Origin of the sequence: Micromonospora globbae, assembly GCF_003610785.1 — a bacterium.
Lineage (GTDB): Bacteria > Actinomycetota > Actinomycetes > Mycobacteriales > Micromonosporaceae > Micromonospora > Micromonospora globbae.
Window position 1 is genome coordinate 46,984 of sequence record NZ_RAQQ01000023.1, and the last position, 25,546, is coordinate 72,529.

Sequence of the window (25,546 nt, forward strand, 5' to 3'; positions counted from 1 at the left end):
GAGGGTCAAGACTGCGAACCACCCAACCGGGCGTCCCGCGCGGCGGCCATCCGGCTCGGCAGCCCCCACAGCTGCACGAAGCCCTTCGCCAGCGACTGGTCGAACGTGTCGCCGGTGTCGTAGGTGGCCATGCCGAAGTCGTAGAGGCTGGCCTCGGAGCGCCGCCCGGTGACGGTGGCCCGCCCGGCGTGCAGGGTCAGCCGCACCTCGCCGGACACGTGCCGCTGGGCGTCGTCGATGAAGGCGTCCAGGGACCGCTTCAGCGGGGAGAACCAGAGACCGTCGTAGACCAGCTCGCCCCAGCGCTGGTCGACGCCCCGCTTGAACCGGGCCAGGTCCCGCTCGACGGTGACGTTCTCCAGCTCCTGGTGGGCGGTGATGAGCGCGATGGCGCCCGGCGCCTCGTACACCTCGCGGCTCTTGATGCCGACGAGGCGGTCCTCGACCATGTCGAGCCGGCCCACGCCCTGCGCGCCGGCCCGCCGGTTCAGCTCCAGGATCGCCTGGTACGGGGTGACCGTCTCGCCGTCGATGGCGACCGGCACGCCGGCGTCGAACGTGATGACGACCTCGTCGGCGTCGCGGGGCTCGGCCGGGTCGGCGGTGTAGGAGTAGAGGTCCTCGATCGGCCCGTTCCAGATGTCCTCCAGGAAGCCGGTCTCCACGGCCCGGCCCCACAGGTTCTGGTCGATGGAGTACGGCGACTTCGCCGACACGTCGATCGGCAGGCCCTTCTCCTCGGCGAAGGCGATCGCCTTGTCGCGGGTCCAGGCGAAGTCCCGGGCCGGCGCGATGATCTTCAGGTCGGGGGCGAGGGCGCCCAGCCCGACCTCGAAGCGGACCTGGTCGTTGCCCTTGCCGGTGCAGCCGTGCGAGACGATCGTGCCGCCGTGCTTGCGCGCCGCCGCCACCAGGTGCTTGACGATCAGCGGCCGGGACAGCGCGGACACCAGCGGGTACCGGTCCATGTAGAGGGCGTTGGCGCGGATCGCCGGCAGGCAGTACTCGGCCGCGAACTCGTCGCGCGCGTCGACCACCTCGGACTCCACGGCGCCGCAGTCCAGGGCCCGCTGCCGGATGACGTTCATGTCCTCGCCGCCCTGACCGACGTCGACGGCGACCGCGATCACCTCGGCGCCGGTCTGCTCGGCCAGGTACGGAATGGCGACGGAGGTGTCCAACCCTCCGGAGTATGCGAGGACGACCCGCTCGGTCATGGTGTGGTGCTCCCTTCAACGTTCTCTTCCCGGCGGGCCCAGCCGGCGAGCTTCTCGCCGAGCGCGGCTCCGCCGTCGGCCTCGCGGGCCACGACGAGGATGGTGTCGTCGCCGGCGATCGTGCCGACGACCTCGGGCAGGCCCGCTCGGTCCAACGCGCTGGCCAGGTAGTGCGCGGCGCCCGGCGGGGTGCGCAGCACGGCGATGTTGCCGCTGGAGTCGACCCCGTTGAGCAGCTCGTGCAGCAGCCGGACGAGCCGCGCCGGCGCGGTCTCCGCCTCGCGCAGCGGCCGGTGGCCGTCCTCGGGGATCAGGTAGACGCCGCGCCCGTCGCCGCCGCGTACGGTCACCGCGCCGAGTTCCTTGAGGTCGCGCGAGAGGGTCGCCTGGGTGACCTGGATGCCGTCGCCGGCCAGCAGTTCGGCCAGCTCCGTCTGCGAGTGGATCGCCTTGTCCCGGATCAGCTCGACGATGCGGGCGTGGCGGGCGGCGCGGGTCAGCGGGGCGGTCATGTGGTCTCCCTGGTCGCGGTGGCGCCCGGCGCGGCCGCGTCCGGGGCCACGGACGCGGCCTCGAGGAGGAACGTGAGCAGCGCCTTCTGGGCGTGCAGCCGATTCTCCGCCTGGTCGAAGACGGCGCTCTGCGGGCCGTCGAGCACCTCGTCGGTGATCTCCTCGCCCCGGTGGGCGGGCAGGCAGTGCAGCACGATCGCGCCCGGCGCCGCCTGGCCCAGCAGGTCGGCGTCGACCCGGTACGGCAGGAACGGGGTCACCCGGTCCAGCCCGTCGTCCTCCTGCCCCATCGAGGTCCAGGCGTCGGTGGCGACCGCGTCGGCCCCCTTGACCGCCTCGACCGGGTCGGTCAGCACGTTGACCGATCCGCCGGTGCCGGCCGCGATCTCCGCGGCCCGCGCCACCACGGCCGGGTCGGGGGTGAAGCCGGCCGGGCCGGCCACCCGGACGTGCATGCCGGCCGTCGCGCCGCCCAGCAGGTACGAGTGGGCCATGTTGTTGGCGGCGTCGCCGACGTACGCGAGGGTCCGGCCGGCGGTGCCCCCGAACCGCTCCCGCACGGTGAGCAGGTCGGCGAGGATCTGGCAGGGGTGGAAGCCGTCGGTGAGCGCGTTGACCACCGGGACGCTCGCCCCCGCGGCGACCTCGGCGATGCGGTCGTCGCCGTACGTGCGCAGCACGATGGCGGCCACGTAGCGGGACAGCACGCGCCCGGCGTCGCCGAGGGTCTCACCCCGGCCGAAGTGGGTGACCTGGGTGTCCACGACGAGGGGGTGGCCGCCCAGTTCGGAGATGCCGACGTCGAACGAGATCCGGGTGCGCAGGCTCTGCTTGTCGAACAGCACGGCCACCGACCGCGGACCGGCCAGCGGCCGGTACCCGAAGCGGTCCGCCTTCATCCGGACGGCGAGGTCCAGCACGGCCGCCTGCTCGGCGGGGCTCAGGTCGTCGTCGCGCAGGAAGTGGCGGGTCATGTGGTCGTCTCCGGGGTGGCGGTCGTGGTCGGGGCGGTCGGTCCGGCGGTGGCCGGCGGCGTGGGGTCGACGCCGGCGGGGGCCGGCGTGGCGGCGGGCGTGGTGCCGGCGGGCGTCACGGCGGCCGGCGCCGTGGCGTCGAGGGCGGCGGGGAGGGCCGCGAGGAACGCGTCCACCTGCTCGGCCGTGAGGATCAGCGGCGGCGCGAGCCGGACCACGCCGGGCTGCACCGGGTTGACGAGGAAGCCGACCTCACGCAGCGCCTCCGCGAGCACCGGGGCGACCGGCGCGGTGAGCACCACGCCGAGCAGCAGGCCGGCCCCGCGTACGCCGGACACCAGCGGATGGCCGAGCGCCTCGATGCCGCGGCGCAGGCGCTCGCCGACCCGCTTGACGTGGTCGAGCAGCCCCTCGTGGGCGATGGTGCTCACCACGGCGAGGGCCGCGGCGCAGCTCACCGGGTTGCCGCCGAACGTGGTGCCGTGCGAGCCGGGGGTGAGCAGGTCGGCGGCCCGCCCGAAGGCCAGCGTGGCGCCGAGCGGCAGCCCGCCGCCGAGCCCCTTGGCGAGCGTCACCACGTCCGGCTCGACGCCCTCGGCCTGGTGGGCGAACCAGTGCCCGGTACGCCCGACCCCGGTCTGCACCTCGTCGAGCACGAGCAGGGCGCCGTGGCGGGCGGTGATCCGCCGGGCCGCGGCCAGGTAGCCGGCGGGCGGCACGACCACGCCGTTCTCGCCCTGGATCGGCTCCAGGATCACCATGGCGGTCGCGTCGGTGACGGCGGCCTCCAGCGCGGCCACGTCGCCGTAGTCGACGTGCGTCACGTCGCCGGGCAGCGGGCGGAACGGGTCGGCCTTGGCCGGCTGCCCGGTGAGCGCCAGGGCGCCCATCGTGCGGCCGTGGAAGCCGCCCCGCGTGGCGACCACGTGGCCGCGGCCGGTGAGCCGGGAGAGCTTGAACGCGGCCTCGTTGGCCTCCGCGCCGGAGTTGACGAACAGCACCCGGCCGGGGCGGCCGGCGAGGGCCAGCAGCAGCTCGGCCAGCGCGACCGGCGGCTCGGCGACGTAGAGGTTCGAGACGTGCCCCAGCGTGGCGACCTGCTTCGTCACGGCGGCCACCACGGCCGGGTGGGCGTGCCCGAGCGCGTTCACCGCGATCCCGCCGACCAGGTCGACGTACTCCCGGCCGCCCTCGTCGACGACGACGGCGCCGGAGCCGGACACCAGCGCCAGCGGTGGCGTGCCGTAGTTGTCCATCATGGACTGCTGCCAGCGCTGCACGAGCGTGCTCATGACGGCACTCCGCCTTCCTTGTTCGCGACTGCGGGGCTCGCAGGCTCACTCCTCGCGCTCACGACCATGGTGCCGAACCCATCCGACGTGAACACCTCGAGCAGCGTCGAGTGGGCGACCCGGCCGTCGACGACGTGCGCGGCGGGCACTCCCCCGCGCACCGCCCGCAGGCAGGCCTCCATCTTGGGCACCATCCCCGACTCGAGGGTGGGCAGCAGCTTGGCCAGGTCGTCCGCGCTGATCTCGGAGATCAGGCTGGTCGTGTCCGGCCAGTTGGCGTAGAGGCCGGCCACGTCGGTGAGGACGACGAGCTTGCGGGCCTCCAGGGCGACCGCGAGCGCGGCCGCGGCGGTGTCCGCGTTGAGGTTGTGCAGCACCCCGTCCGCGTCGGGCGCGACCGTCGAGATCACCGGGATCCGGCCGGCGGCGATGAGGTCGGTGACGGCCGAGACGTCGACCGACTCGACGTCGCCGACCTGGCCGACGTCGACCGGCTCGCCGTCGACGTACGCCGGCCGGCGCACCGCCGTGAACAGCCCGGCGTCCTCGCCGGAGAGGCCGACCGCGAACGGGCCGTGCGCGTTGATCAGCCCGACGAGTTCCCGCCCGACCTGGCCGACCAGGACCATCCGGACCACGTCCATGGCCTCCGGGGTGGTGACCCGCAGGCCGCCCCGGAACTCGCTGGTGATGCCGAGCCGCCCCAGCATGGCGGAGATCTGCGGGCCGCCGCCGTGCACGACGACCGGCTTCAGACCGACGTAGCGCAGGAAGACCATGTCGGCGGCGAACGCCCGCTGCAGCTCGGGGTCGACCATGGCGTTGCCGCCGTACTTCACGACGACGGTCGAGCCGGAGAAGCGGGCCAGCCAGGGCAGCGCCTCGATGAGCGTGGCGGCCTTCGCCTGGGAGCGGGTGAGGTCGGCGGAGAGGGTCACGCCCGTGCCTCCCCTGCGTTCGCGGCCACGGGACCCCACGTCACCGGGTTGTTCGTCTTCATGACGAGTAGGCCGAGTTCTCGTGCACGTACGCGTGGGACAGGTCGGTGGTCCAGATGGTGGCCTCGGCGGCGCCCGCGTGCAGGTCGATGCGGACGGTCACGTCCCGCCCGGTGAGGTCGACCTTCGCGCGGTCCTCCGCGGCGGCGCCGCCCCGGCAGACCCACACCCCGTTGACCGCCACGTCCAGGTTGTCGGGCTCGAACGCCGCGGCGGTGGTGCCGACGGCGGCGAGGATGCGACCCCAGTTGGGGTCGTTGCCGAACAGCGCGGTCTTCACGAGGTTGTTGCGGGCCACCGTCCGGCCCACCTCGACGGCGTCGTCCTCGCTCGCCGCGCCGACCACCTCGACGGCGATCTCCTTGGTGGCCCCCTCGGCGTCGGCGATGAGCTGCCGGGCCAGGTCCTGGCAGGCGGCGGTGACGGCCGAGGCCAGCTCGCCCGGCGCCGGGGTGACGCCGGAGGCGCCGCTGGCGAGCAGCAGGACGGTGTCGTTGGTGGACATGCAGCCGTCGGAGTCGATCCGGTCGAAGGTGACCCGGCATGCCTCGCGCAGCGCGGCGTCGAGCTCGTCCGGCGTGGCGACCGCGTCCGTGGTCAGGACGCAGAGCATGGTCGCCAGGGCCGGGGCGAGCATCCCCGCGCCCTTCGCCATGCCGCCCACGGTCCAGCCGGCGCCCGGCACGACGGTCGTCTTGGGCCGGGTGTCGGTGGTCATGATGGCCTCGGCGGCCGGGGCGCCGCCGTCGCGCGACAGCTCACGCACGGCGGTGTCGACGCCGGCCAGCAGCGCGGGCATGGGCAGCCGCTCGCCGATGAGTCCGGTGGAGCAGACCGCCACCTCGCCGGCGCCGAGTTCCGGCACGGTGCCCGTGGCGGTGAGGGCGGCGGCGACGTGCTCGGCGGTGGCGTGCGTGTCCTGGAAGCCGGCCGGACCGGTGCAGGCGTTCGCGCCTCCGGAGTTGAGCACCACGGCGCGGACCGCCCCGCCGTGCACGACCTGCTCGGACCAGAGCACCGGGGCCGCCTTCACCCGGTTGGCGGTGAAGACCCCGGCGACGGCCGTCGCCGGTCCGTCGTTGACCACCAGGGCCACGTCGGTCGCGCCGCCGGTCTTCAACCCGGCGGCCACCCCCGCCGCACGGAACCCCTGCGGGACGGTGACGGTCACGGGCGCACCTCCTCGTTCACGAATCGCGCGTTCGGTTGCCCGGTGCTCACGGCGCCACCCCGTACACCGACAGACCGGTGGTCTCCGGCAGGCCGACCATCAGGTTGGCGTTCTGCACGGCCTGCCCGGCCGCGCCCTTGCCGAGGTTGTCGAGCGCGCTCACGACGATCAGCCGGCGCGAGTCGACGTCGACGGTGGCCTGCAGGTGGCAGGAGTTCGAGCCGAGCGTGGCGGCCGTGTGCGGCCAGCGCCCCTCGGGCAGCACGTGTACGAACGGCGCGTCGGCGTACGCCTCGGCGAGCACCGCCTGCGGGTCGACGCCGCGGGCCGGCACGGCGGTGACCGTGGCGAGGATGCCGCGCGGCATCGGCGCGAGCACCGGGGTGAAGGAGAGGCTGCGCGCCCCCGTGGCCTGCTTGATCTCGGGCACGTGCTGGTGGGTGCCGACACGGTAGGGCGACAGGTCCCCCATCACCTCGCTCGCGAGCAGGTGGGCCTTGGCGCCGCGGCCCGCCCCGGAGGTGCCGGAGGCGGCGACCACCACGACGTCGGCCGGCTCGGCGGCGCCCGCGGCGATCAGCGGGGCGAGCGCGAGACTGATGGCGGCGGCGTAGCAGCCGGTGTTGGCCACCCGCGTGGAGGAGGCGATCAGCTCCCGCTGCCCGGGCAGCTCCGGCAGCCCGTAGGTCCACTGGCCGGCGTGGGTGCCGCCGTAGTAGTGCGCCCAGTCGTACGGGTTCGCGAGCCGGTGGTCGGCGCCCAGGTCGACGATCCGCACGTCGGCGGGCAGCTGCGCGGCGAGGGCGGCCGACTCGCCGTGCGGGAGGGCGAGGAAGACGAGGTCCGCGCCGGCGAGCGCGTCGGGCCCGGCCGGACCGAGCACCATGTCGAGGCCGGCGAGCTGCGGGTGGACGACGTCGACCCGGTGGCCCGCCTGGCTGTGCGCGGTGGCGGCGACCAGCTCGAACTCCGGGTGCGCGGCGACCAGGCGGAGCAGCTCGCCCCCGGCGTAGCCGCTCGCCCCGGCGACAGCGACTCGGATTCCCATACCCACCTCCGCATGATTATGCAGTCCAGGCTAGCAGCGAAGATCGCGCCCTGCAAGTTCATACGGTCCACTGCATGAGAATTTGGCGAACGTCGGCGAACGTTCGGCCCGGCGCGGGCACCGCCACGCAATCCATCGACTGTCATAATTGAAACGTTCTGGTGTGGGGCCGGAGACGGCCCGCGGGGGGCACGCAGCGGAGGACGAATGGGACTTTCGTTCCGGATCCTCGGTCCGGCACAGGTCCTTCGCGACGGGCGGCCCCTGCGCCTGCCCGGCGGCCGGCCCACCGCCCTGCTGGTCACCCTGCTGCTGCACGCGGGGCTCGCGGTGCCCGTGGAGCGGCTGCGCCAGGAGTTGTGGGGCGGGCAGGCGCCCGCCTCGGCCGTGGCGAACCTGCGCACCCATGCCAGTCACCTACGGCACCTGCTCACCGCGCCCGGCGAGCCGGCCCGGCTGCGCGCGGAGAACGGCGGCTACCTGCTCCGGGTGGATCCGGGCGAGCTGGACGCCGCCGAGTTCGAGCGGCTGGTCGCCGAGGGGCAGGCGGCCCACGCCGACGGCCGTCCCGGTGACGCCGCGCCGCTGCTGGAACGGGCGCTGGCCCTCTGGTCGGCCACGGAGCCGCCCCCGGCGTACGGGCCGGCCACCGCCGCCGCGTTCGACCGGCTCCGCGAGCGGCGGGCCGCCGGCCGGGAGACGTACGCGGCCTGCCGGCTCGACCTGGGCGACCGGGGCAGCCCGGCGCTGCTCGCCCTGCTCCGCGGGCACCTCGCGGAGAACCCGCTCCGCGAGCCCGGCTGGGCGCTGCTCATGACGGCCCAGTGCCGGGCCGGCGACCGCGCCGCCGCCCTCACGACGTACCGGGCCGCGTGCCGTGCCCTCGCCGGCGAACTGGGCGTCACCCCCGGCCCGGAGCTGACCGAGCTGTACCGGGCCGTCCGGCGGCACGAACCGCGCCCACCGGCGGGACGCCCACCCGCCCGCACCCGGGACCGGCCCCCGGGCGACCTCCGCCCCGCCTCCCCCGTGCCGCACGAGCTGCCCTGCCCCACCACGCCCTTCGTCGGCCGCCGCGCCGAGCTGGCACGCCTTCGCACCGCGCTCACCACGGCCCGCGAACGCCCCGCCACCGTCTCCGTGTACGGCATGGCCGGCACCGGCAAGTCCGCGCTCGCCCTGCACGCCGCGGCCGCGGCCCTGGACGCGTTCCCCGACGGCCAGCTCCACCTCGACCTCGGCGGCTCGGTCGCGGGCACCGCGCCGTCACCGTTGCGGGTGGCGGCGCGGGTGCTGCGCTCGTTCCGGGCCGGCGCCGCGGAGCCGGTGCCGCTGGGCCTCGCCGAGGCACGGGCGCGGATCCGGTCGCTGCTGTTCGACCGCCGCGTGCTGCTGGTGCTCGACAACGTCGCCGACCCCGCCCAGGTCGACGGCCTGCTGCCGGTACGCGGCGGCTGCGCCCTGCTGCTCACCAGCCGCTGCCCGGTGCCCCACACCGACCGCCCGCTGCGCCTCGACCCGCTGCCACCGGTCGACGGGCTGACGCTGCTGCGGGCCGTCGCCGGGGACCGCCGCGTGGACGCGGAACCGGAGGCCGCCGCGGCCGTGGTGGCGCTCTGCGAGGGGCTGCCGCTGGCGCTGCTCACCGCCGCCGGCCGGCTCGCCGAGTGCCCGCACTGGACCATGGCCCGCCTGGCCCGGTTGCTGGGCGACGAGGGCCACCGGCTGGCGGAGACCGGCCTGCGTCCCCGGCTGACCGCGAGCTACCACCGGCTCGGCCCGGCCGCGCCGCTCTTCCGCCGCCTCGGCGGCGCGCCCACCGGACCGGTCACACCCGAACTGGCCGCCGCGCTGGCCGACGCGCCGACCGAGGAGGCCGCACGGGCGCTGGACCGGCTCGTGGCGGCGCAGCTCGCCGAGCCGGCCGGTCCGGGCCGGTACCGCATCGGCGACCTCGTCCGGCTCTACGCCGCCGAACTCGACGCCGCCGACCCCCCGGCCGGCGCCCACCGGGTCAGACCGACGCGGGACTGTCCTCCCGGTAACCCCGGGCCTGGAGGGTGAACAACCGGGCGTACCCGCCGCCGGCGGCGAGCAGCTCGTCGTGCCGCCCGTACTCGGCGACGCGACCGTCGGCGAGCACAGCGATCGTGTCCGCGTCCCGGACGGCGTTGAGCCGGTGGGAGATGAGCAGGCTGGTCCGCCCCCGGCGCAGGTCACGCAGCCGGGTGTGCAGGTCGTGCTCGGCCTCGGCGTCGAGCCCGGAGCTGGGCTCGTCGAGGATCAGCAGGTCACGGTCCGCCCGCAGGAAACCGCGGGCCAGGGCCACCCGCTGCCACTGGCCGCCGGAGAGGACCACGCCGGCCTGCTCGTCGTCCCGGTCCGGGCCCTCGTAGAAGATCCGCGTGAGCAGCGTGTCGTAGCCGCGGGGCAGCGCCGCCAGGGTCTCGTCCACGCCGGCCTGCCGCGCGGCGGCCCGCAGCCGCCCCGGGTCGTCCCGGGCGGCGAGGTCGCCCACCGCGATGTTCTCGGCCGCCGTGAGGTCGTACGGCATGAAGTCCTGGAACACCGCCCCGAGCCGCTCCCGCAGCGCCGCCGGGTCGAACTCGCGCAGGTCGACCCCGTCCCACCGGATCGCGCCGCGCTCCGGGTCGTAGAACCGGCAGAGCAGCTTGACCAGGGTGCTCTTGCCCGCGCCGTTCAGGCCGACGAGAGCGGTGGTCGAGCCGGCCGGCAGGAACAGGTCCACCCCGCGCAGCACCCAGGGGTGCCGTGGCGAGTACCGGAACCAGACGTCGCACAGCTCGATGCCCCGCCGCAGCGGCGGGACGGGCCGGGCCACGGCCGGCACCGGCAGGTCGCGCTCGGCCCGGACCACCTCGTCGTAGTGGTCGAATAGGAGCAGCGCCCGGTGGATCGCGCCGAGCTGCCCGACCAGGCTGCCCAACGCCCCCTGGACCCCGGGCACGGCGGCCAGGTAGATCACCACGTCGCCGGGGGTGAGCCGGCCGGCGGCGGCCGCCGCCACGGTGTAGACCACCCCGACGCCGGCGACCACCGCCCCTTGCAGCCCGAGCAGGCTCTGGGCGCGCAGCTCGCGCCGGTCCAGGCGCTGCTCGACGGCGTGCATGCCGTGCAGTTCGGCCAGCATCCGGTCGCCGAGGAACCGGCCGAGACCGAACAACCGCACCTCCTTGGCCGCCGGCACGCCCACCAGCAGCTGGGCGAAGAACAGGTCCCGCCGCTGGAAGTGCTCCAGGTGCAGCACCATCGCGGCCCGGGCACGGTTGAGCCGCAACTGGAGCCAGAGCGTGGGCAGCGCGGCGGCCAGCACCAGCAGGCCGATCACGGGGCTGAGCGCCAGCAGCACGCCGAGGAAGCCGCTGAGCGCGATGAGGCTCTGCACGCCGCCGAGCGCGTTGCCCGTCAGCTGGGTGGGACCGAGGTGGCCGGTCTGCTGGGCGGCCTGGAGGCGGTCCTGGAACGTCGGATCCTCCAGCCGGACCAGGCCCACCAGCCGCAGCACCGCGTCGTGCAGCCGGCGGCGCACCAGCCGGCTCACCGCCCGCATCCGCTCCTTCTCCACGTACGCGCGCAGGTGGGGCAGGAGCACGCCGGCTGCCGCGGCGACCGCGAGGCCGACGCCGAGCAGGGCCAGCGACCCGGGCGAGCGGCCCCGGGTGAGCCCGTCGAGGACGAGTTTGGTCAGCGCGGCCACGAGCACCGGCGCCACCCCGGCGAGCACCGCCAGCAGCAGGTCGGCCGTGGTGCCCGCCGGCGCGGCGCGCCAGGTGAGCCCGAGGGCCGCCCGGGTGTGCCGGGCGGCCCGGCGCGGCGCCAGTCGCGGGCCCGTCACGAGGCCACCGGCAGGTCCAACCGGGCGATGCCGAAGGCGGTCGACGCCACGATCCCGCGCTCGTCGAGCAGCCCGAACGCGGGGTACCCCTTGACGCCGAAGGCGAGCGGCAGCGGGCCGCTTCCCGGCTCGACGAAGACCGTCGCGAGGCCGGCGAACTGCGCGGCGTACGGCTCGGTGTCCGGGCCCTTGCCGACCACCACGATCCAGACGTGCGCGGCCCCTCCGGGCATCGTCCGCGCCCGGTCGACGAGCAGCGGGATCTGCTCCGCGCAGTGCTCGCAGGCCGGCGACAGGAACGCCACGAGCGTCATCGGCGGGATGTCCGCCCGGGTGCGCACCGCACCGTCCACGGTGGTCGAGACGAAGTCCCCGGGGATGGAACCGACCTCCAGCATCACCTCCGGCGGCGCCGCCTGGCGCTCACCGAGCAGGTCGGTGTGCTCGCGCAGCCGGCGGATCACGCCGAGCAGCAGCACGAGGTTGAGCAGGCCGAGCGCGGCGACGAGGACGACGGCGACGGTCAACAGCGCCATGGGGACTCCTTCACGGGTTGCCGGGCGGGGGTCAGGGTCGGCCGGCCGGGCGGGTGGTCCGGGACGGCGTGGGGGCGAACAGGGCCACGAGATCGTCGAGACGGACGGCCACGGCGGCCAGCGGGACGGCCACCCCGGCGGCGAGCAGCGCGGCGGCCGGCGACAGCGACGGCCCGGCCACCGCCCCGCCGAGCAGGCCGAGCACGGCCACCGCGGCGAGGGCCACGTTGCGCGCCACGTGCCGGGGGCCGACCGGCGCGTCGGCGCTCCCGAAGCAGCGGCAGGCCGGGCGCGCGCCACGGCGCAGCGCGCCGACGACCGCGGCGGTGAGCACGGCCAGCAGTCCGGCGGCGAGCAGCAGTCCCGCGGGCGCGGTACGCCCGACGGCGAGCAGCACGACGACGGCCGCCTCGGCGGCGACGGCGAGCCGGGCCACCGGCCGGGTCCAGCGTGCGGGCACGCCGAACTGGCCCACCGACACGACGAACCCGGCGAAGGCCGCCCGGGTGCGCAGCTTGCCGACCACCGCGGCGAGGAACACCAGGGCCAGCAGCAGCCGCGCGGCCAGCTCGGTCGCTCGCATCCGTCCGCACCTCCTCGTCACGACGGAGGCCCACGCTAGGAGCGGGGGATACGGCGCGGATACATCGAGGTACGCCGTCGCCGACGCCGGCTGTAGGTCCGGTGTACGGGGCGGCCGTAGCGTCCCCGCATCGATCGACGACAATCGGAGGGAGGTGAACGGATGTTCCGTCGACTGGAGAGCCTCGGCGAGCGGCTGCTCGGGGTGTTCGTGCCGAAGGTGACGGCCGCCGCCGGCTGTCCGCCGGACCCGTGGTGTGCGGTGTGCGGCACCTGCTACTTCAAGCGGTGCAGCTACAGCGGCTCGTGCGCGGTGAACTGCGGCTCGTGCGGCTACTACTGCTCGGCCGGAGCCAGCAGCATGACCTCACTGTGCTGATCGCGCTCGGGGGTGCCGCGTGGCCGGTCCACGGCCGCGCGGCACGTCCCCGTCAGCCCTCGCGCAGCCGCGGCCGGACCACCACCCCGAGCACGTCCCGCTCCGGGATGTACCCGCACTCCCGCGAGTCGTAGCTGAACGGCGGGTTGTCCCCCAGCACCACCAGGTGCCCGGGCGGAACCTCCCGCTCCGGTCGCTGCCGCAGCAGCGGCACCCGGTCCACCGGCACCGGATCACCGGGCACCGCGTACGCCCGCTTGATGAGCAGGCCGCGCTCGCCGTCACCGGGCGGCGTGGGGTGACCGGCGGTCATCGCCGCGGGGGCCACCACCACGACGACGTCACCCGCGCGGACCTCCCCCAGCGGCACCCGCCGGGCGAGCACCCGGTCACCCGGCCGCAGCGTGGGTTCCATGCTGCGGCCCACCACCGACACCAGCATCAGGTGCCGGCGGGCCCAGAGCAGGCCGGCGGCGGCCGCCACGAGGACGACCGCCACCGCCAGCCATCCGACCGCCGGCACCGGTCAGGCGCCGCGCAGGGTGGCGCCGAAGCGCTCGGCCGCCACGGCCACCGCGGCGTCCCGGGCGGCCACCGCCTCCTCCACCGTGAGGGTCCGGTCCGGCGCCCGGAAGGTCAGCTTGTACGCGAGCGACTTGCGCCCGGCGCCGAGCTGCTCCGAGGTGTAGACGTCGAAGAGCCGCACGTCCTCCAGCAGGTGACCGGCGCCCTCGGTGAGGGCGCGCTGGACCTGCGCCGCCGGCACGTTCTCGTCCACGACCAGCGCCACGTCGATCAGCGCCGGCGGGAAACCGGAGACCTCCGGCGCCGGCAGCACCGGCGGGGCCGGCAACAGGTCGAGGTTCAGCTCCATGGCGGAGGTGCGCCGGGGCAGCTCCAGCGCCGCGACGACGGTCGGGTGCAGCTCACCGGCGTGTCCCACGACGGCGCCGTCCACGACCAGCTCGGCGCACCGGCCGGGGTGCCACGGCGCGTACTCGGCGGCCCGCACCTCGATCCGGTCCTGCGGGACGCCCGCGGCGGTGAGCACCGTCCGGCCGGCCTCGACCGCGTCCGCCCAGCCGGCGGCGCGTCCCGCGCCCCACCAGCCGGAGAGCTCGATCTCGCCGGCCAGCACGGCCGCGACGTGCCGCGGCTGGTCGGGCACCACGGCGTCGGCCGCCGCGAACTCCGCGTCGGTCGGCCGCCGGTCCACGCCCATCGCGGGCGGGCTGCCCGCGCCCGGGCGCGGGTGGAAGACCGCACCGATCTCGTAGAGCGCGAGGTCGCGGTGGCCCCGGCCGAGGTTGCGCTTGAGCACGCCGAGCAGCGGCCCGAGCAGCGTGGTCCGCAGCAGCGGCTCCTCGTCGGAGAGCGGGTTGGCCAACCGCACCGCCGGCCGGCGGGGGTCGTCGGCCGGCAGCCCGAGCAGGTCGGGCAGCTCGGGCGAGACGAACGGGTGGGCGAGCACCTCCACGTAGCCCCGGTCGGCCAGCGCCTGCGCGACCGTGCGGCGCCGCCGCTGCTGCCAGGTCAGGCCGCGGCCGGCCGGCGCCACCGGCAGCACCGACGGCACCCGGTCGTACCCGTCGAGGCGTACGACCTCCTCCACGAGGTCGGCCGGGTCGGTGAGGTCGGGGCGCCAGGTCGGCGGGGTGACCGTGAGGGCGACCCCGGCACCGGACGCCACGCCCACCGCCCCCGGGTCCTCGGCGAGCCGGTCCGCGCCCTGCGTCACCGTGCAGCCCACCTGCTCCAGCAGGGCGACCACCCGGGCCGGCGGGTAGTCGACGCCGATCCGGCGGGTCGGCAGGTCGGCCGGCAGGGTGATCGGCGTACGCGGGCGGACGTTGTCGATGTCCAGGATCTCGTCGTCCACGGTGCCGCCGCCGTACTCGGTGAGCAGCCGCACGGCCCGCTCCAGGGCCACGAGCGGCAGCGCCGGGTCGACACCCCGCTCCCAGCGCTTGGCCGCCTCGCTGAACAGCTTGTGCCGGCGGGCCGTACGCCCCACCATCACCGGGTCCCAGTGCGCGGCCTCGAAGAGCACGTTGGTCGTCTCGGGGACCACCTCGCTGGTCTCGCCGCCCATCACCGCGGCCAGCGAGATCGGGCCGGTGTCGTCGCAGATCACCATGTCCTCGGCGGCGAGGACGCGGGTGACACCGTCCAGGGTGGTCAGCTTCTCCCCCGCCTCGGCGCGACGGACCACGAGCGGCCCGGCGATCCGGTCGGCGTCGAACGCGTGCATCGGCTGGCCCAGTTCGAGCATCACGTAGTTGGTGATGTCGACCGGCAGCGAGATGCTGCGGATGCCCGCCGTGGTGAGCCGCCGCTGCATCCAGGCCGGCGTGGGCGCGGCCGGGTCCACGCCGCGGACCATCCGGGCGGCGAACCGGTCGCAGCCCACCGTGTCCCGCACCTGCACCGGGTACGCCGGTTCGGCCGTGCCGCCCGGCGCCGGCGCCAGGGCCGGGTCGCGGAACGGCACGCCGAACGCGTGCGACAGCTCCCGGGCCAGCCCGCGCAGGCTCAGCGCGTACCCCCGGTCGGGGGTGATGTCCAACTCCAGCACGACCTCGTCGAGGCCGACGACCGGCCGGGCGTCGTCGCCGGGCTTGGCCGGGCTGTCCTCGGGCAGCACCAGGATGCCCGCGTGGTCGTCGCCGATGCCCAGCTCCCGGGCCGAGCAGATCATGCCGTTCGACACCCGCCCGTACGTCTTGCGCGCCCCGATGGCGAACCCGCCGGGCAGCACGCCGCCGGGGAGGATGACCACCACCCGGTCGCCCACGGCGAAGTTGCGCGCCCCGCAGACGATCTCCTGCGGCTCGCCGGTGCCGTTGGCGGCTCCCACGTCGACCCGGACGAACCGGATCGGCTTCTTGAAGCCGGTCAGCTCCTCGATCTCCAGCACCTCGCCGACCACCAGCGACCCGGTGACGTTCTCCCGCAGGTCGGCCACGGAGTCGACCTCGATGCCGAGGTCGACCAGCGCCTGCTCCAGGTCACCGGTGGGCAGGTCGGCGGGGAGGTCGACGTACTCCCGCAGCCAGCTGACAGAAACTCGCATGACTCAGACCACCGTCTCCGTAACTCGTGCCCGCATCGCCTACGCCCCGGTCCCGAGCGCCCGGCTGAACCGGACGTCGCCCTCGAAGAGGTGGCGGATGTCGCTGACCCCGTGCCGGACCATGAGGGTCCGGTCGATGCCCATGCCGAACGCGAAGCCGGAGTAGACCTCCGGGTCGATCCCGCAGGCGCGCAGCACCCGGGGGTTCACCATCCCGCAGCCGCCCCACTCGACCCACCGCGGACCGTCGCGGTGCTCCGGGAACCAGACGTCGAACTCCGCCGACGGCTCGGTGAACGGGAAGTAGTGCGGCCGCCAGCGGGTCCGCGCGTCGGGGCCGAAGATGGCCCGCGCGAAGTGGTCGAGCGTGCCGCGCAGGTGCGCCATCGTGATGCCCTTGTCCACCACGAGGCCCTCGGCCTGGTGGAAGACGGGGCTGTGGGTGGCGTCCACCTCGTCGGTGCGGTAGACCCGGCCCGGGCAGATCACGTAGATCGGCGGCTTGCGGCCCAGCATCGTGCGCGTCTGCACCGTCGAGGTGTGCGTCCGCAGCACCAGACCCGAGCGGTCGGCGGGGTCGATGTAGAACGTGTCCATGAGCCCGCGCGCCGGGTGGTCGGCCGGGATGTTCAGCGCGTCGAAGTTGACCCACTCCAGGTCGACCTCGGGGCCCTCGGCCACCTCGTAGCCCATCCCCACGAAGAGGTCGCTGATCTGCTCCATGAGCGTGCTCAACGGGTGGCGGGCGCCGCGCGGCTGCCGGTCGTACGGCAGCGTGACGTCGACGCGCTCGGCGACCAGCACCCGCTCGGCGTGCTCGCGCTCCAGCACCTCGGCGCGGGCGGCGTAGGCGGCCTCGATGGCCCGGCGGGCCTCGTTGACCCGCTTGCCGGCGTCGGCCTTCGCGGCCGGCGGCAGCGCGCCGATCTCCCGGCGGGCCAGCGACACGGGCGCCCGGTCACCGAGGTGCGCCGGGCGCAGCGCGGTCAGCGCGTCCGGGTCACCGGCGGCGGCGAACGCCTTCTCGGCGTCGGCCACGGCCTCGGCCAGGGCGGCCGGGTCGAGCAGGGCGACCTGCTTCGGGTCGTACGGATCGTTGCGGTAGGTCATGGCGTACGGGCACTCCCTCACGGCGGCGCCGGCCCTGCACGGGACGGCGAAGCGAGTCTACGGACGCGCGGCTTCGCCGCAGCCCGCCGGTGGGAGTTGCGCAGGGAGCAGGTCAGGCCCGCCGCCCGCCGGCACCGGCGGGCTGGCTAAACGAACGCCGTGGCGCGTTCATGGACGGTCGGTCTCCCCGGTCGTGACGTGCGCCCGGCCGTCTCGCGGCCGGCGCTGAGCTCTCGCTGAAGAGTACAGGCACACGGCCGCCGCCGCAGCCAGGTTCAGGCTCTCGGCGCGCCCGTGCAGGGGCACCCGCACGCGCGCGTCGGCGGCGTCGGTGAGCGCGGCCGGCAGGCCGTGCGCCTCCGAGCCGAACAGCCAGGCGGTGGGCGCCGCGAGCCGGCCCGCGTCGGCGAGGTCGTCGAGGTCGTCCTCGCCGTAGCCGGTGGTGGCGAGCACGGCGAGACCGGCCGCGCGCAGCGCGCCGACCACCTGCGCCGGGTCGGGGGCGCGGACCACGTCCACGTGGAACAGGCTGCCGGCCGAGGCCCGCACGCACTTGCCGTTGTACGGGTCGACGGCGTCACCGGCGAAGATCACCAGCCCGGCGCCGGCGGCGTCGGCCGTCCGCAGCACCGTGCCGGCGTTGCCCGGGTCCCGGATCTCGGCGAGTACCGCCACCAGCCGGGGCGCCCGCGCGAGCGCCCGGTCCAGCGGCACGTCGAGGTGCCGGCAGACGGCCACGAGGCCCTGCGGGGTCACCGTCTCGGCGAGGGCGGCGAGCGCGTCGTCGGTCACCGCCGAGACCGGGACGTCACCGCCGGCCGCGAGCGCGGCCAGCTCGGCGTGGCGGTCCAGCGCGGCCGGCGTGCCGAACAGCTCGGTGACGACGCCGGGCGCGGCCAGCGCCTCGCGTACGGCCTGCGGGCCCTCGGCGAGGAAACGCCCGGTGGCCTCACGGTCCCGGCGGCGGTGCAGTCGGCGGGCGGCGACCACCCGGGGCGTACGCGGCGTGAAGAGCATGGTCTCCTCGACAGGCAGCGAGGCGCCCCCCGTCGGGGTCGACGAGGGGCGCCTCGACTTCAGCTGCAGGGGATCAGGCGGCCTGGGCCGCCGCACCGCCGGTGCCCTCGGCCGCCACGGCGGCGCGGGCCTTCTCGACGATCGCCGCGAACGCGGCGGCGTCGTTGACGGCCAGGTCGGCCAGGATCTTCCGGTCGACCTCGATGCCGGCGAGCCGGAGACCCTGGATCAGGCGGTTGTAGGTCATCCCGTTGGCACGGGCGGCCGCGTTGATCCGCTGGATCCAGAGCTGCCGGAAGTCGCCCTTGCGGTCGCGGCGGTCCCGGTAGGCGTACTGCATCGAGTGCAGCACCTGCTCCTTGGCCTTGCGGTAGAGCCGGGAGCGCTGACCGCGGTAGCCGCTGGCGGTCTCCAGCAGGGTACGGCGCTTCTTCTGGGCGTTCACAGCCCGCTTGACGCGTGCCATCTCAACTCCTTCTTACGTCAGGTGGCGCGCGTCAGCGGCCGAGCAGCTTCTTGATGCGCTTCACGTCGGCCTTGGCCACCTCGACGGTGCCGGTCAGCCGACGGGTACGGGTGGAGGGCTTCTTCTCCAGGTTGTGGCGCATACCGGCCTGCTGGGCAACGATCTTGCCCTTGCCGGTCACCTTGACCCGCTTGCCCATACCCGTGTGGCTCTTCATCTTCGGCATGTGGAACGTCTTCTCCCCTGTTACTCGCCGGTGGTCCCGGCGGGCCCGGCCGATTCGGCCGGCGGCGTCTCGGCGCCCGTCTCACGCTCGCGCGAGGCGCCGCCGCCGCGGGCCGCCGTGGCGGCCGCCTTGGTGGCGCGGTGCGGCGCGAGCACCATGATCATGTTGCGACCGTCCTGCTTCGGAGCGGCCTCGACGTACCCCAGCTCCGAGATCTCCGACTCGAGCCGGCGCAGGAGCCGGTAACCCAGCTCCGGTCGGCTCTGCTCGCGACCGCGGAACATGATCGTCACCTTGACCTTGTCGCCGGCCTTGAGGAACCGCACCACGTGACCCTTCTTGGTCTCGTAGTCGTGCGGATCGATCTTCGGCCGGAGCTTCATCTCCTTGATGACGGTCTGCTGCTGGTTACGCCGCGCTTCGCGCGCCTTCAGTGCGCTCTCGTACTTGAACTTGCCGAAGTCCATGAGCTTGCACACCGGCGGGCGCGCCATCGGCGCAACCTCGACCAGGTCCAGATCGACGTCCGCGGCCAGCTGAAGGGCGCGCTCCAGCGGGACGATGCCCACCTGCTCACCCTCGGGGCCGACCAGTCGGACCTCACGTGCCCGGATCTGCTCGTTCACGCGTGGTTCGACGCTGATGGGGCCTCCTCGAGTCGAGTGTCTGCTACGTGCCGACCCTGCGGCTCCCGGCGGGAACCGACCCGGAAAGCAGAAGGCCCCGGCGCATGCCAGGGCCCGCTCGACCGGTCGGCACGATCACATGATCGCGCATCCGGTGCCGGGACGTGCCCGGAACCGGTGACCGGACCCGGCCGCCTCGACGGCGACTCGGGTGGGAGCAGGCGCTCCACTTTCATGGCCGCCCATGCCGGCGCCTCCTTAGCAAGTGACACCGCACGGGACAGCCTGGTCGACTCGACAACACTACACCCTCGGCCGACCGCTGCCCAAACCGGGCACGCGGGTCGGCGTGCCTGAACGTCCGGCGCGACGCGACGCGAGGGCTCAGCGGTGGGGCGTGTTCTCCGCGAGGCGCGCCAGGTGGGCCTGGTGCAGCCGGCGCAGCGCGCGGACGCCCTCGACGGCCAGCTCCTTGTCGGCGGCCTGGAGGGCGACCATCGGCAGCAGGTCGTCGTCGTGCAGCTCCAGGCTGGCCCACGGGGCGCCCCGGTCGAACCGGACGCCCCGGACGACCTCCCACGGCAGCTCGTACGAGCCGACGATGTTGCGGACCCGCACGCCCCGCGCGTCCGCCTCGACCCGGGGCCGGGTGAACAGCAGGAAACCGAGCGCGCCGAACACGCCGAGGCCGACCATGGCGAGCTGGTCACCGCGCTGGAAGGTGCCGTAGCCGCTCCCCGTCGCGCCGTGCAGCGACGTGGCCACGAGGGTGAACACGATCAGCAGGACGGCCGCCGAGGCCCAGCAGACCACCCGGATGCGCCGGGGCCGCAGACGGATCAGCTCGGGTTCGCTCACCCCACCAGTCTGCCACCCGCCCGTTCCGCGCCCGCCGCCGCCACGCGGTTGCGCCGGCCGGCCACGACGACCGCGACGAGCGTCAGCGCCGCACCGGCCAGCACCGCCGGCCGGGCGCCCGGGCCGCCCGGCAGCAGGGCGTCCAGCAGCAGCGCACCGCCGAGCTGACCGGCCACCAGGGCCAGACCGGTGCGCAGCACCCCCGCCGACCGGACCCCGATCACGAGGCCGGCCACGATGGCCACGCCGAGCGCCCCGCTGGTGTAGAGGTACCACGCGTCCGGCCAGGCCGGCGCCGGCCCGGTGAAGGCGCCCGCCAGCGCCGCGACGAGCAGCACCGCCGGGGTGCTGACCGCGAAGTTGACCGCGACGCCCGCGGCGGCCGAGCCGGCGGCGGAGATCCTGCCGTTCAACGCGGACTGCAGGGCCACCCCGACACCACCGGCCACGGCCAGCAGGACGAGACCGACGGCGAGGTCCCCGATCGGCTGGCCGAGCTGCGCCAGCGTCACGGCGGCCACGCCGAGCAGCCCGCCGGCGACCCGGGGGCCGGTGAGCGCGAGCCGACCCACGGGTGCGAGGCCCGCCCGGTCCACCGCGAGGCCGCCCAGGCTGCTCCCGGCCACCTGGGCGATGGTGAAGACGGCGACCCCGAGCACCGGCACCACGTACGCGCCGAGGACCACGATGGCGGCCCCACCCAACCCGCCCAGGTAGCTCCACCACGGCGGCCGGGTGCGGCGCAGCTCCGCGAGCCCGGCGCGCATGGACGGCAGCACCGCGAGCCCGACGACGACCAGCAGGGTGCCGCCCAGGTTGTTGACGACCGCGGCCAGCGTCGGCTCACCGACCCGGACCCCGAGTTCGCCGTTGGTCGCGCCCTGGGCGGCCGACGCGACGCCGGCGAGCGTGACGACGGCGAGCGCCGCCCACACCGGCAGCGGCCCACGCCGGCGCGGCGGTGCCGGCGGCACCACGCCGGGCACCCCCACGGCCGCCGCGGACCCCGGCGCCGCCGCCACCGCCTCCGCCCCGGGCACCGCGGCGGCCGGGTCCGGGCCGGCCATCGCCGGGTCCGGGTCGGGCATCGCGGCGGCCCGGTCCGGGCCGGCAGACGCCGCGGACGGGTCCGGGCCGGGCACCGCAGGGCCGGCGGCCGGCTCGGGCGCGACCGGCGTGCCGGTCACAGGCGGCAGGCGTGGATGTTGGTGACCAGGATCGCCCGGGCGCCCAGCTCGTAGAGCTCGTCCATGATCCGGTGGACGTCGTCGCGGAGCACCATGGCCTGCACGGCGACCCAGCCCTCGCGGTGCAGCGGCGACACGGTGGGCGACTCGATGCCCGGGGTGAGCGAGCTGGCCCGATCCAGCAGGCCGGCCGGCACGTCGTAGGCGAGCATCACGTAGCGGCGGGCCACGAGCACGCCGTGCAGCCGGCGCAGCAGCTGCTCGGCCTGCGGGTGCGCGGGGGCGCCGGCACGGCGTACCAGCACGGCGGACGAGTGCAGCAGCGGATCGCCGAACACCACGAGCCCGGCCTGCCGGAGGGTGGCGCCGGTCTCGACGACGTCCGCCACCACGTCGGCGACGCCGAGCCGCACGGCGTTCTCCACGGCGCCGTCGAGCCGGATCACGTCGGCCTTCACGCCCAACTCGGCGAGGTGCCGCTCGACGAGCCCCGGGTACGCCGTGGCGATGCGGTGCCCGCCCAGCTCCTGCACGGAGTCGATGTCGTCGGGGCGGGCGGCGAAGCGGAAGGTGGCCCGCCCGAAGGCGAGGTCGACGACCTCCTCGGCCGGCGCGCCCGAGTCGATCAGCAGGTCGCGGCCGGTGATGCCGAGGTCCAGGTCACCGGAGCCGACGTAGGTGGCGATGTCCTTCGGGCGCAGGTAGAAGAACTCGAGGTCGTTGGCCTCGTCCCGGCAGACCAGGTCCTTCGGGTCGGTGCGCTGGCGGTAGCCCGCCTCGCGCAGCATCTGGGCGGCCGGCTCGGCCAGGGTGCCCTTGTTCGGGATGGCGACACGCAGCATGACGGAGTGCTCCTAGCAGTCGGTTCGGGTCGACGACGGGAAGGCACTCACAGATGTCGGTAGACGTCCTTCAGCTCCAGGCCGGTGGCGAGCATCAGCACCTGGGTCTGGTAGAGCAGCTGGGAGATCTCCTCGGCGGCCCGCTCCCGGCCCTCGTGCTCGGCGGCCATCCACGACTCGGCCGCCTCCTCGACGACCTTCTTGCCGATGAAGTGCACGCCCCGCTCGAGCGCGGCGACCGTGCCCGAGCCGGGAGTGCCGGCCGCGGCCTTGGCCTGCAGCTCGGCGAACAACTCCTCGAACGTCTTCACGCTGCGATTCTTCCAGCCCGGGTCGGCCGCCGGACGCGCCGGGTCCCGGCGGGTTCCGCCTGTCGGGCGGCGCCGGGCAACGGTGCGGCATCATTCCGGCGACGATTCCCTACCTAACCAGTGGGACACTCTTCGGGCCGGGGCCGGCCCGACCCTACGCTGTCGGCCATGGTTCGCAGCTCACGTACCGTCGCGCTCACCGCCGCCACCGCCGCCCTCGTCGCGGTCGCCGGGTGCGCACCCCAGGAAGACCCGGCCCCCTCCTCGACAGCCAGCGCCGGCGCGAGCGCCTGCACCAAGGACAGCCTGCCCACCCGGACCCCCGGCAAACTCACGATCGCCACCGACGAGCCGGCCTACGAGCCCTGGTTCCGGGAGAACAAGCCGGAGAGCGGCGAGGGCTTCGAGGCCGCCGTGGCCTACGCGGTCGCGGAGAAGCTCGGGTACGCCCGGGAGGACGTGACCTGGACCCGGGTGAAGTTCGACGCCGCCATCGCGCCGGGGCCGAAGGCGTTCGACTTCGACATCAACCAGTTCTCCATCACCGAGGAGCGCAAGCGGGCGGTCGACTTCTCCGCCCCGTACTACCTCGTGCGGCAGACGGTCATCGCGCTGAAGTCGTCGAAGATCGCCGGCAGGACGATCCTGGCCGAGCTGCGCGACGCCAAGCTGGGCGCCCAGGTCGGCACGACCAGCTACCAGGCGATCACCGACGTGATCAAGCCGAGCGTCGCGCCGCAGGTCTACAACAGCAACGACGACGCCAAGAAGGCCCTCCAGAACGGGCAGATCGACGGCCTCGTCGTGGACCTCCCCACCGCGTTCTACATCACCGGCGCGGAGATCACCGACGCCACCATCGTGGGGCAGGTGCCGCAGGTCGGCACGCCGGAGGCGTTCGGGCTGCTGCTGGACAAGGACTCGCCGCTCACCCGGTGCGTCAGTGACGCCGTGGGCCAGCTCAGCGAGGCCGGCACGCTCAAGCAGCTGGAGCAGAAGTGGCTCGCCCAGGTGGCGGGAGCGGCCGAGCTCACGTGAACGTCCTGCACCACATCCCCTCCACGGCGCAGCAGAGACGAACGGCGTACCGCCGACGGCAGACCGTACGCAGCGTGCTGGTCGCCGCCACCTCCACGGCGGCGCTCGGCACGCTCCTGGTGCTCGCCGTCACCGGGGCGCCAGGGTGGGACCGGGTCCGGGAGTCCTTCCTGGACCCGGCCATCGCCCGGGACGCCCTGCCCGCGGTGCTCTCCGGGCTCTGGCTGAACGTCCGGCTGCTGGTCTGCTGCGCGGCCGGGGCGCTGCTGCTCGGCCTGGTCATCGCGCTGCTGCGGACGCTGCGCGGCCCGGTGTTCTTCCCGGTACGGGCGCTCGCCGCCGGCTACACGTACACCTTCCGCGGCCTGCCGCTGATCATCGTGCTCTACGTGCTCACGCTCGGCGTGCCGGGCCTGCGCCTGCAGGGCATGCCGCCCGTGCTGGTGCTCGGCGGCCTCGCGCTGGTGCTCACCTACGGCGGCTACCTGGCGGAGGTGTTCCGCGCCGGCATCGAGTCGATCCACCCGAGCCAGCTCGCCGCGGCCCGCTCGCTCGGGCTGACGTACCGCCAGACCATGCGCCACGTGGTGCTCCCGCAGGCCGTCCGCCGGGTGGCGCCTCCCCTGCTCAACGACGTGGTGGCGTTGCAGAAGGACGTCGGGCTGGTCTCCCTGGCCGGACCGATCGACGCGGTGCGGGCCGCCCAGATCGCCACCGCCGAGACCTTCAACTACACCCCGTACATCCTGGCGGGCGTGCTGTTCGTGCTGCTCGCGATCCCGCTGATCGCCGTCACCGACTGGGTGACGCTGCGGTCGGCCCGACGCCGGTCCGGAGGCTGAGATGGACGTGCTGACCTGCCGGGGGCTGCGCAAGGAGTTCGGCGACCACGTCGTCCTCGACGGCCTGGACCTGACCGTCGGCGAGCACCAGGTGGTGGCGCTCATCGGCGCGTCGGGGTCGGGCAAGTCGACCCTGCTGCGCTGCGTCAACCTGCTGGAGGACCTCGACGACGGTGTGATCGAGCTGGACGGGGAGGACATCTCCGACCCGCGGGTGGACCCGGACCGGGTACGGCGGCGCATCGGCATGGTGTTCCAGTCGTACAACCTGTTCCCGCACCTGTCGGTGCTGGAGAACATCACCCTCGCCCCGATCCGCGTGCACCGGCGCCCGCGGGCGGAGGCCGAGGCGCAGGCCCGGGAGCTGCTCGACCGGATGGGCCTCGGCGAGAAGGCGCACGCCTACCCGGACCGGCTCTCCGGCGGGCAGCAGCAGCGCGTGGCGATGGCCCGCGCGCTGGCCAACTCGCCCCGCCTCATGCTGCTGGACGAGGTGACGTCGGCACTCGATCCCGAGCTGGTGGGCGAGGTGCTGTCGATGATCCGCGACCTGAAGGCGGACGGCATGACGATGGTGCTGGCCACGCACGAGATGGGGTTCGCGCGGGAGGTCGCCGACCAGGTGTGCTTCCTCGACGGCGGGCGGGTGGTGGAGGCGGGACCACCGGAGCAGGTGCTCGGTGACCCCACCCACCCGCGCACCCGGCAGTTCCTGAAGCGGATCATCGAGGCCGGCCGGCTCTGAGCCGCGCGACGGCCGCCTGGACGCGGACGGGCGGCGCCGCGGCGCCGCCCGTTGCGAGGGCGGCGTCAGCCGGCGCCGCCCGTCCCGAGGGAAGGCTCAGCCCGCGTCGCCCCGTTCGCGGCGGGCTCAGCCCGCGAAGCCGACGCGGTGGCCGTTGGCGTTGCTGACGGCCCGGACGGCCAGCGCGGCGTCGAGTGCGGCGACGGTGGCCGCCCAGCCCTTGTCCTCCGCCGAACCCGGCAGGCCGGCCCGGTCCCGGGCCTGCTCGAGGGTGTCCACGGTCAGCACCCCGTGCGCGACCGGCTTGCCCTCGTCCAGCGCCACCCGGGTGAGCCCGTCCGTGACCGACCGGCAGACGTAGTCGAAGTGGGCGGTGGCACCGCGGACCACGACGCCCAGCGCCACGACCACGTCGCAGCGGCGCGCGAGCGCCTGGGCGACGACCGGAAGCTCGACCGAGCCGGCCACCCGGGCCACCACGGTGCGCGCCCCGCACGCCTCGGCCGCGGCGACCGCCCGCTCCAGCATGTGGTCGGTCAGTTCACCGTGCCACCGGGCGGCGACCACGCCCACGGTCATCCCGGCCGCGTCCACCGGCGCCGTCGCCGGCTCCCCGAATCCCGCCATGTCTGTGCTCCGA

27 protein-coding genes are annotated in these 25,546 nt (G+C 74.9%); 5 read left to right on the forward strand and 22 right to left on the reverse strand.

From position 1 onward, the window contains the following. Window positions 1–5: 5 nt before the first annotated feature. The 7 genes from D7I43_RS26080 to argC are packed head-to-tail and all read right to left on the reverse strand — an operon-like array spanning window position 6 to window position 7,212. Window positions 6–1,217, reverse strand: coding sequence for an argininosuccinate synthase (locus D7I43_RS26080; RefSeq protein WP_120331218.1), 1,212 nt, complete (start codon window positions 1,215–1,217; stop codon window positions 6–8). Continuing rightward, window positions 1,214–1,729, reverse strand: coding sequence for an arginine repressor (locus D7I43_RS26085; protein WP_120331219.1), 516 nt, complete (start codon window positions 1,727–1,729; stop codon window positions 1,214–1,216). Before D7I43_RS26085 ends, D7I43_RS26080 begins: the two co-directional genes overlap by 4 nt. Then, window positions 1,726–2,703, reverse strand: coding sequence for an ornithine carbamoyltransferase (gene argF / locus D7I43_RS26090; protein WP_120331220.1), 978 nt, complete (start codon window positions 2,701–2,703; stop codon window positions 1,726–1,728). The genes D7I43_RS26085 and argF overlap by 4 nt, the downstream gene beginning before the upstream one ends. After that, window positions 2,700–3,995 carry an acetylornithine transaminase gene (locus tag D7I43_RS26095; protein ID WP_120331221.1) on the reverse strand — a complete coding sequence of 432 codons (1,296 nt, stop codon included), beginning with the start codon at window positions 3,993–3,995 and terminating at the stop codon, window positions 2,700–2,702. Before D7I43_RS26095 ends, argF begins: the two co-directional genes overlap by 4 nt. Beyond that, window positions 3,992–4,933, reverse strand: a complete 942-nt coding sequence (gene argB, locus D7I43_RS26100) for an acetylglutamate kinase (RefSeq protein WP_120331222.1) — start codon at window positions 4,931–4,933, stop codon at window positions 3,992–3,994. Before argB ends, D7I43_RS26095 begins: the two co-directional genes overlap by 4 nt. Window positions 4,934–4,991: 58 nt before the next feature. Next, the gene (gene argJ / locus D7I43_RS26105) at window positions 4,992–6,164 is read right to left on the reverse strand and encodes a bifunctional glutamate N-acetyltransferase/amino-acid acetyltransferase ArgJ (RefSeq protein ID WP_120331223.1); all 1,173 of its coding nucleotides are present in this window, start codon (window positions 6,162–6,164) and stop codon (window positions 4,992–4,994) included. Window positions 6,165–6,210: 46 nt separating this feature from the next. Continuing rightward, window positions 6,211–7,212, reverse strand: coding sequence for an N-acetyl-gamma-glutamyl-phosphate reductase (gene argC / locus D7I43_RS26110; RefSeq protein WP_120331224.1), 1,002 nt, complete (start codon window positions 7,210–7,212; stop codon window positions 6,211–6,213). Window positions 7,213–7,419: 207 nt separating this feature from the next. Here argC and D7I43_RS26115 point away from each other — a divergent pair, with 207 nt between their 5' ends. After that, window positions 7,420–9,276, forward strand: coding sequence for an AfsR/SARP family transcriptional regulator (locus D7I43_RS26115; RefSeq protein ID WP_120331225.1), 1,857 nt, complete (start codon window positions 7,420–7,422; stop codon window positions 9,274–9,276). Here the strand turns inward: D7I43_RS26115 and D7I43_RS26120 are convergent. Genes D7I43_RS26120 through D7I43_RS26130 form a run of 3 tightly spaced genes read right to left on the reverse strand, consistent with a single transcriptional unit; the run spans window position 9,227 to window position 12,187 of the window. Further along, a complete protein-coding gene (locus D7I43_RS26120; RefSeq protein ID WP_120331226.1) occupies window positions 9,227–11,068 on the reverse strand; it encodes an ABC transporter ATP-binding protein in 1,842 nt (613 codons plus the stop codon). The genes D7I43_RS26115 and D7I43_RS26120 overlap by 50 nt on opposite strands. Further along, window positions 11,065–11,604 carry a TlpA family protein disulfide reductase gene (locus D7I43_RS26125; RefSeq protein WP_120331227.1) on the reverse strand — a complete coding sequence of 180 codons (540 nt, stop codon included), beginning with the start codon at window positions 11,602–11,604 and terminating at the stop codon, window positions 11,065–11,067. Before D7I43_RS26125 ends, D7I43_RS26120 begins: the two co-directional genes overlap by 4 nt. Window positions 11,605–11,635: 31 nt before the next feature. After that, window positions 11,636–12,187: a MauE/DoxX family redox-associated membrane protein gene (locus D7I43_RS26130; RefSeq protein ID WP_120331228.1), complete on the reverse strand. Its 552-nt coding sequence runs from the start codon at window positions 12,185–12,187 to the stop codon at window positions 11,636–11,638. A 162-nt stretch (window positions 12,188–12,349) separates the two neighbouring features. Between D7I43_RS26130 and D7I43_RS26135 the strand changes: the two genes are divergently transcribed. After that, window positions 12,350–12,565, forward strand: coding sequence for a hypothetical protein (locus tag D7I43_RS26135; protein ID WP_120331229.1), 216 nt, complete (start codon window positions 12,350–12,352; stop codon window positions 12,563–12,565). 52 nt (window positions 12,566–12,617) lie between these two features. Here D7I43_RS26135 and D7I43_RS26140 read toward each other — a convergent pair whose 3' ends face one another. From D7I43_RS26140 to D7I43_RS26190, 11 genes are all read right to left on the reverse strand, one after another. After that, the gene (locus tag D7I43_RS26140; RefSeq protein WP_240033163.1) at window positions 12,618–13,064 is read right to left on the reverse strand and encodes a S26 family signal peptidase; all 447 of its coding nucleotides are present in this window, start codon (window positions 13,062–13,064) and stop codon (window positions 12,618–12,620) included. 27 nt (window positions 13,065–13,091) lie between these two features. Then, complete coding sequence (gene pheT, locus D7I43_RS26145) at window positions 13,092–15,638, reverse strand: phenylalanine--tRNA ligase subunit beta (RefSeq protein ID WP_120331230.1); 2,547 nt, start codon at window positions 15,636–15,638, stop codon at window positions 13,092–13,094. A 39-nt stretch (window positions 15,639–15,677) separates the two neighbouring features. After that, a complete protein-coding gene (gene pheS / locus D7I43_RS26150; RefSeq protein WP_120331231.1) occupies window positions 15,678–16,748 on the reverse strand; it encodes a phenylalanine--tRNA ligase subunit alpha in 1,071 nt (356 codons plus the stop codon). A gap of 168 nt (window positions 16,749–16,916) precedes the next feature. Next, entirely contained in the window at window positions 16,917–17,765 is an 849-nt protein-coding gene (locus D7I43_RS26155; protein WP_120331232.1) for a TrmH family RNA methyltransferase, read from the reverse strand. A gap of 73 nt (window positions 17,766–17,838) precedes the next feature. Then, window positions 17,839–18,231: a 50S ribosomal protein L20 gene (gene rplT / locus D7I43_RS26160; protein ID WP_120331233.1), complete on the reverse strand. Its 393-nt coding sequence runs from the start codon at window positions 18,229–18,231 to the stop codon at window positions 17,839–17,841. Between the two features lie 31 nt (window positions 18,232–18,262). Then, entirely contained in the window at window positions 18,263–18,457 is a 195-nt protein-coding gene (gene rpmI, locus D7I43_RS26165) for a 50S ribosomal protein L35 (protein WP_120331234.1), read from the reverse strand. A gap of 20 nt (window positions 18,458–18,477) precedes the next feature. Further along, entirely contained in the window at window positions 18,478–19,083 is a 606-nt protein-coding gene (gene infC / locus D7I43_RS26170) for a translation initiation factor IF-3 (RefSeq protein WP_120331235.1), read from the reverse strand. A 384-nt stretch (window positions 19,084–19,467) separates the two neighbouring features. Then, window positions 19,468–19,941, reverse strand: a complete 474-nt coding sequence (locus D7I43_RS26175) for a PH domain-containing protein (protein WP_192902279.1) — start codon at window positions 19,939–19,941, stop codon at window positions 19,468–19,470. After that, complete coding sequence (locus D7I43_RS26180; RefSeq protein WP_275670857.1) at window positions 19,938–21,128, reverse strand: DMT family transporter; 1,191 nt, start codon at window positions 21,126–21,128, stop codon at window positions 19,938–19,940. The genes D7I43_RS26175 and D7I43_RS26180 overlap by 4 nt, the downstream gene beginning before the upstream one ends. After that, window positions 21,125–21,970: an ATP phosphoribosyltransferase gene (gene hisG / locus D7I43_RS26185; RefSeq protein ID WP_120331237.1), complete on the reverse strand. Its 846-nt coding sequence runs from the start codon at window positions 21,968–21,970 to the stop codon at window positions 21,125–21,127. Before hisG ends, D7I43_RS26180 begins: the two co-directional genes overlap by 4 nt. A 47-nt stretch (window positions 21,971–22,017) precedes the next feature. Further along, complete coding sequence (locus D7I43_RS26190) at window positions 22,018–22,281, reverse strand: phosphoribosyl-ATP diphosphatase (protein WP_120331238.1); 264 nt, start codon at window positions 22,279–22,281, stop codon at window positions 22,018–22,020. Window positions 22,282–22,449: 168 nt separating this feature from the next. Between D7I43_RS26190 and D7I43_RS26195 the strand changes: the two genes are divergently transcribed. From D7I43_RS26195 to D7I43_RS26205, 3 genes are read left to right on the forward strand one after another with little or no spacing between them, the layout of a single operon-like run. Then, window positions 22,450–23,319, forward strand: a complete 870-nt coding sequence (locus tag D7I43_RS26195; RefSeq protein ID WP_120331239.1) for an ABC transporter substrate-binding protein — start codon at window positions 22,450–22,452, stop codon at window positions 23,317–23,319. Between the two features lie 5 nt (window positions 23,320–23,324). Next, a complete protein-coding gene (locus tag D7I43_RS26200; RefSeq protein WP_192902280.1) occupies window positions 23,325–24,161 on the forward strand; it encodes an amino acid ABC transporter permease in 837 nt (278 codons plus the stop codon). Between the two features lies 1 nt (window position 24,162). Beyond that, the gene (locus D7I43_RS26205) at window positions 24,163–24,906 is read left to right on the forward strand and encodes an amino acid ABC transporter ATP-binding protein (RefSeq protein ID WP_120331240.1); all 744 of its coding nucleotides are present in this window, start codon (window positions 24,163–24,165) and stop codon (window positions 24,904–24,906) included. A gap of 126 nt (window positions 24,907–25,032) precedes the next feature. On the opposite strand, the gene ribH is transcribed toward D7I43_RS26205, so the two are convergent. Continuing rightward, window positions 25,033–25,533: a 6,7-dimethyl-8-ribityllumazine synthase gene (ribH, locus tag D7I43_RS26210; RefSeq protein ID WP_120331241.1), complete on the reverse strand. Its 501-nt coding sequence runs from the start codon at window positions 25,531–25,533 to the stop codon at window positions 25,033–25,035. Between the last annotated feature and the right edge of the window lie 13 nt (window positions 25,534–25,546).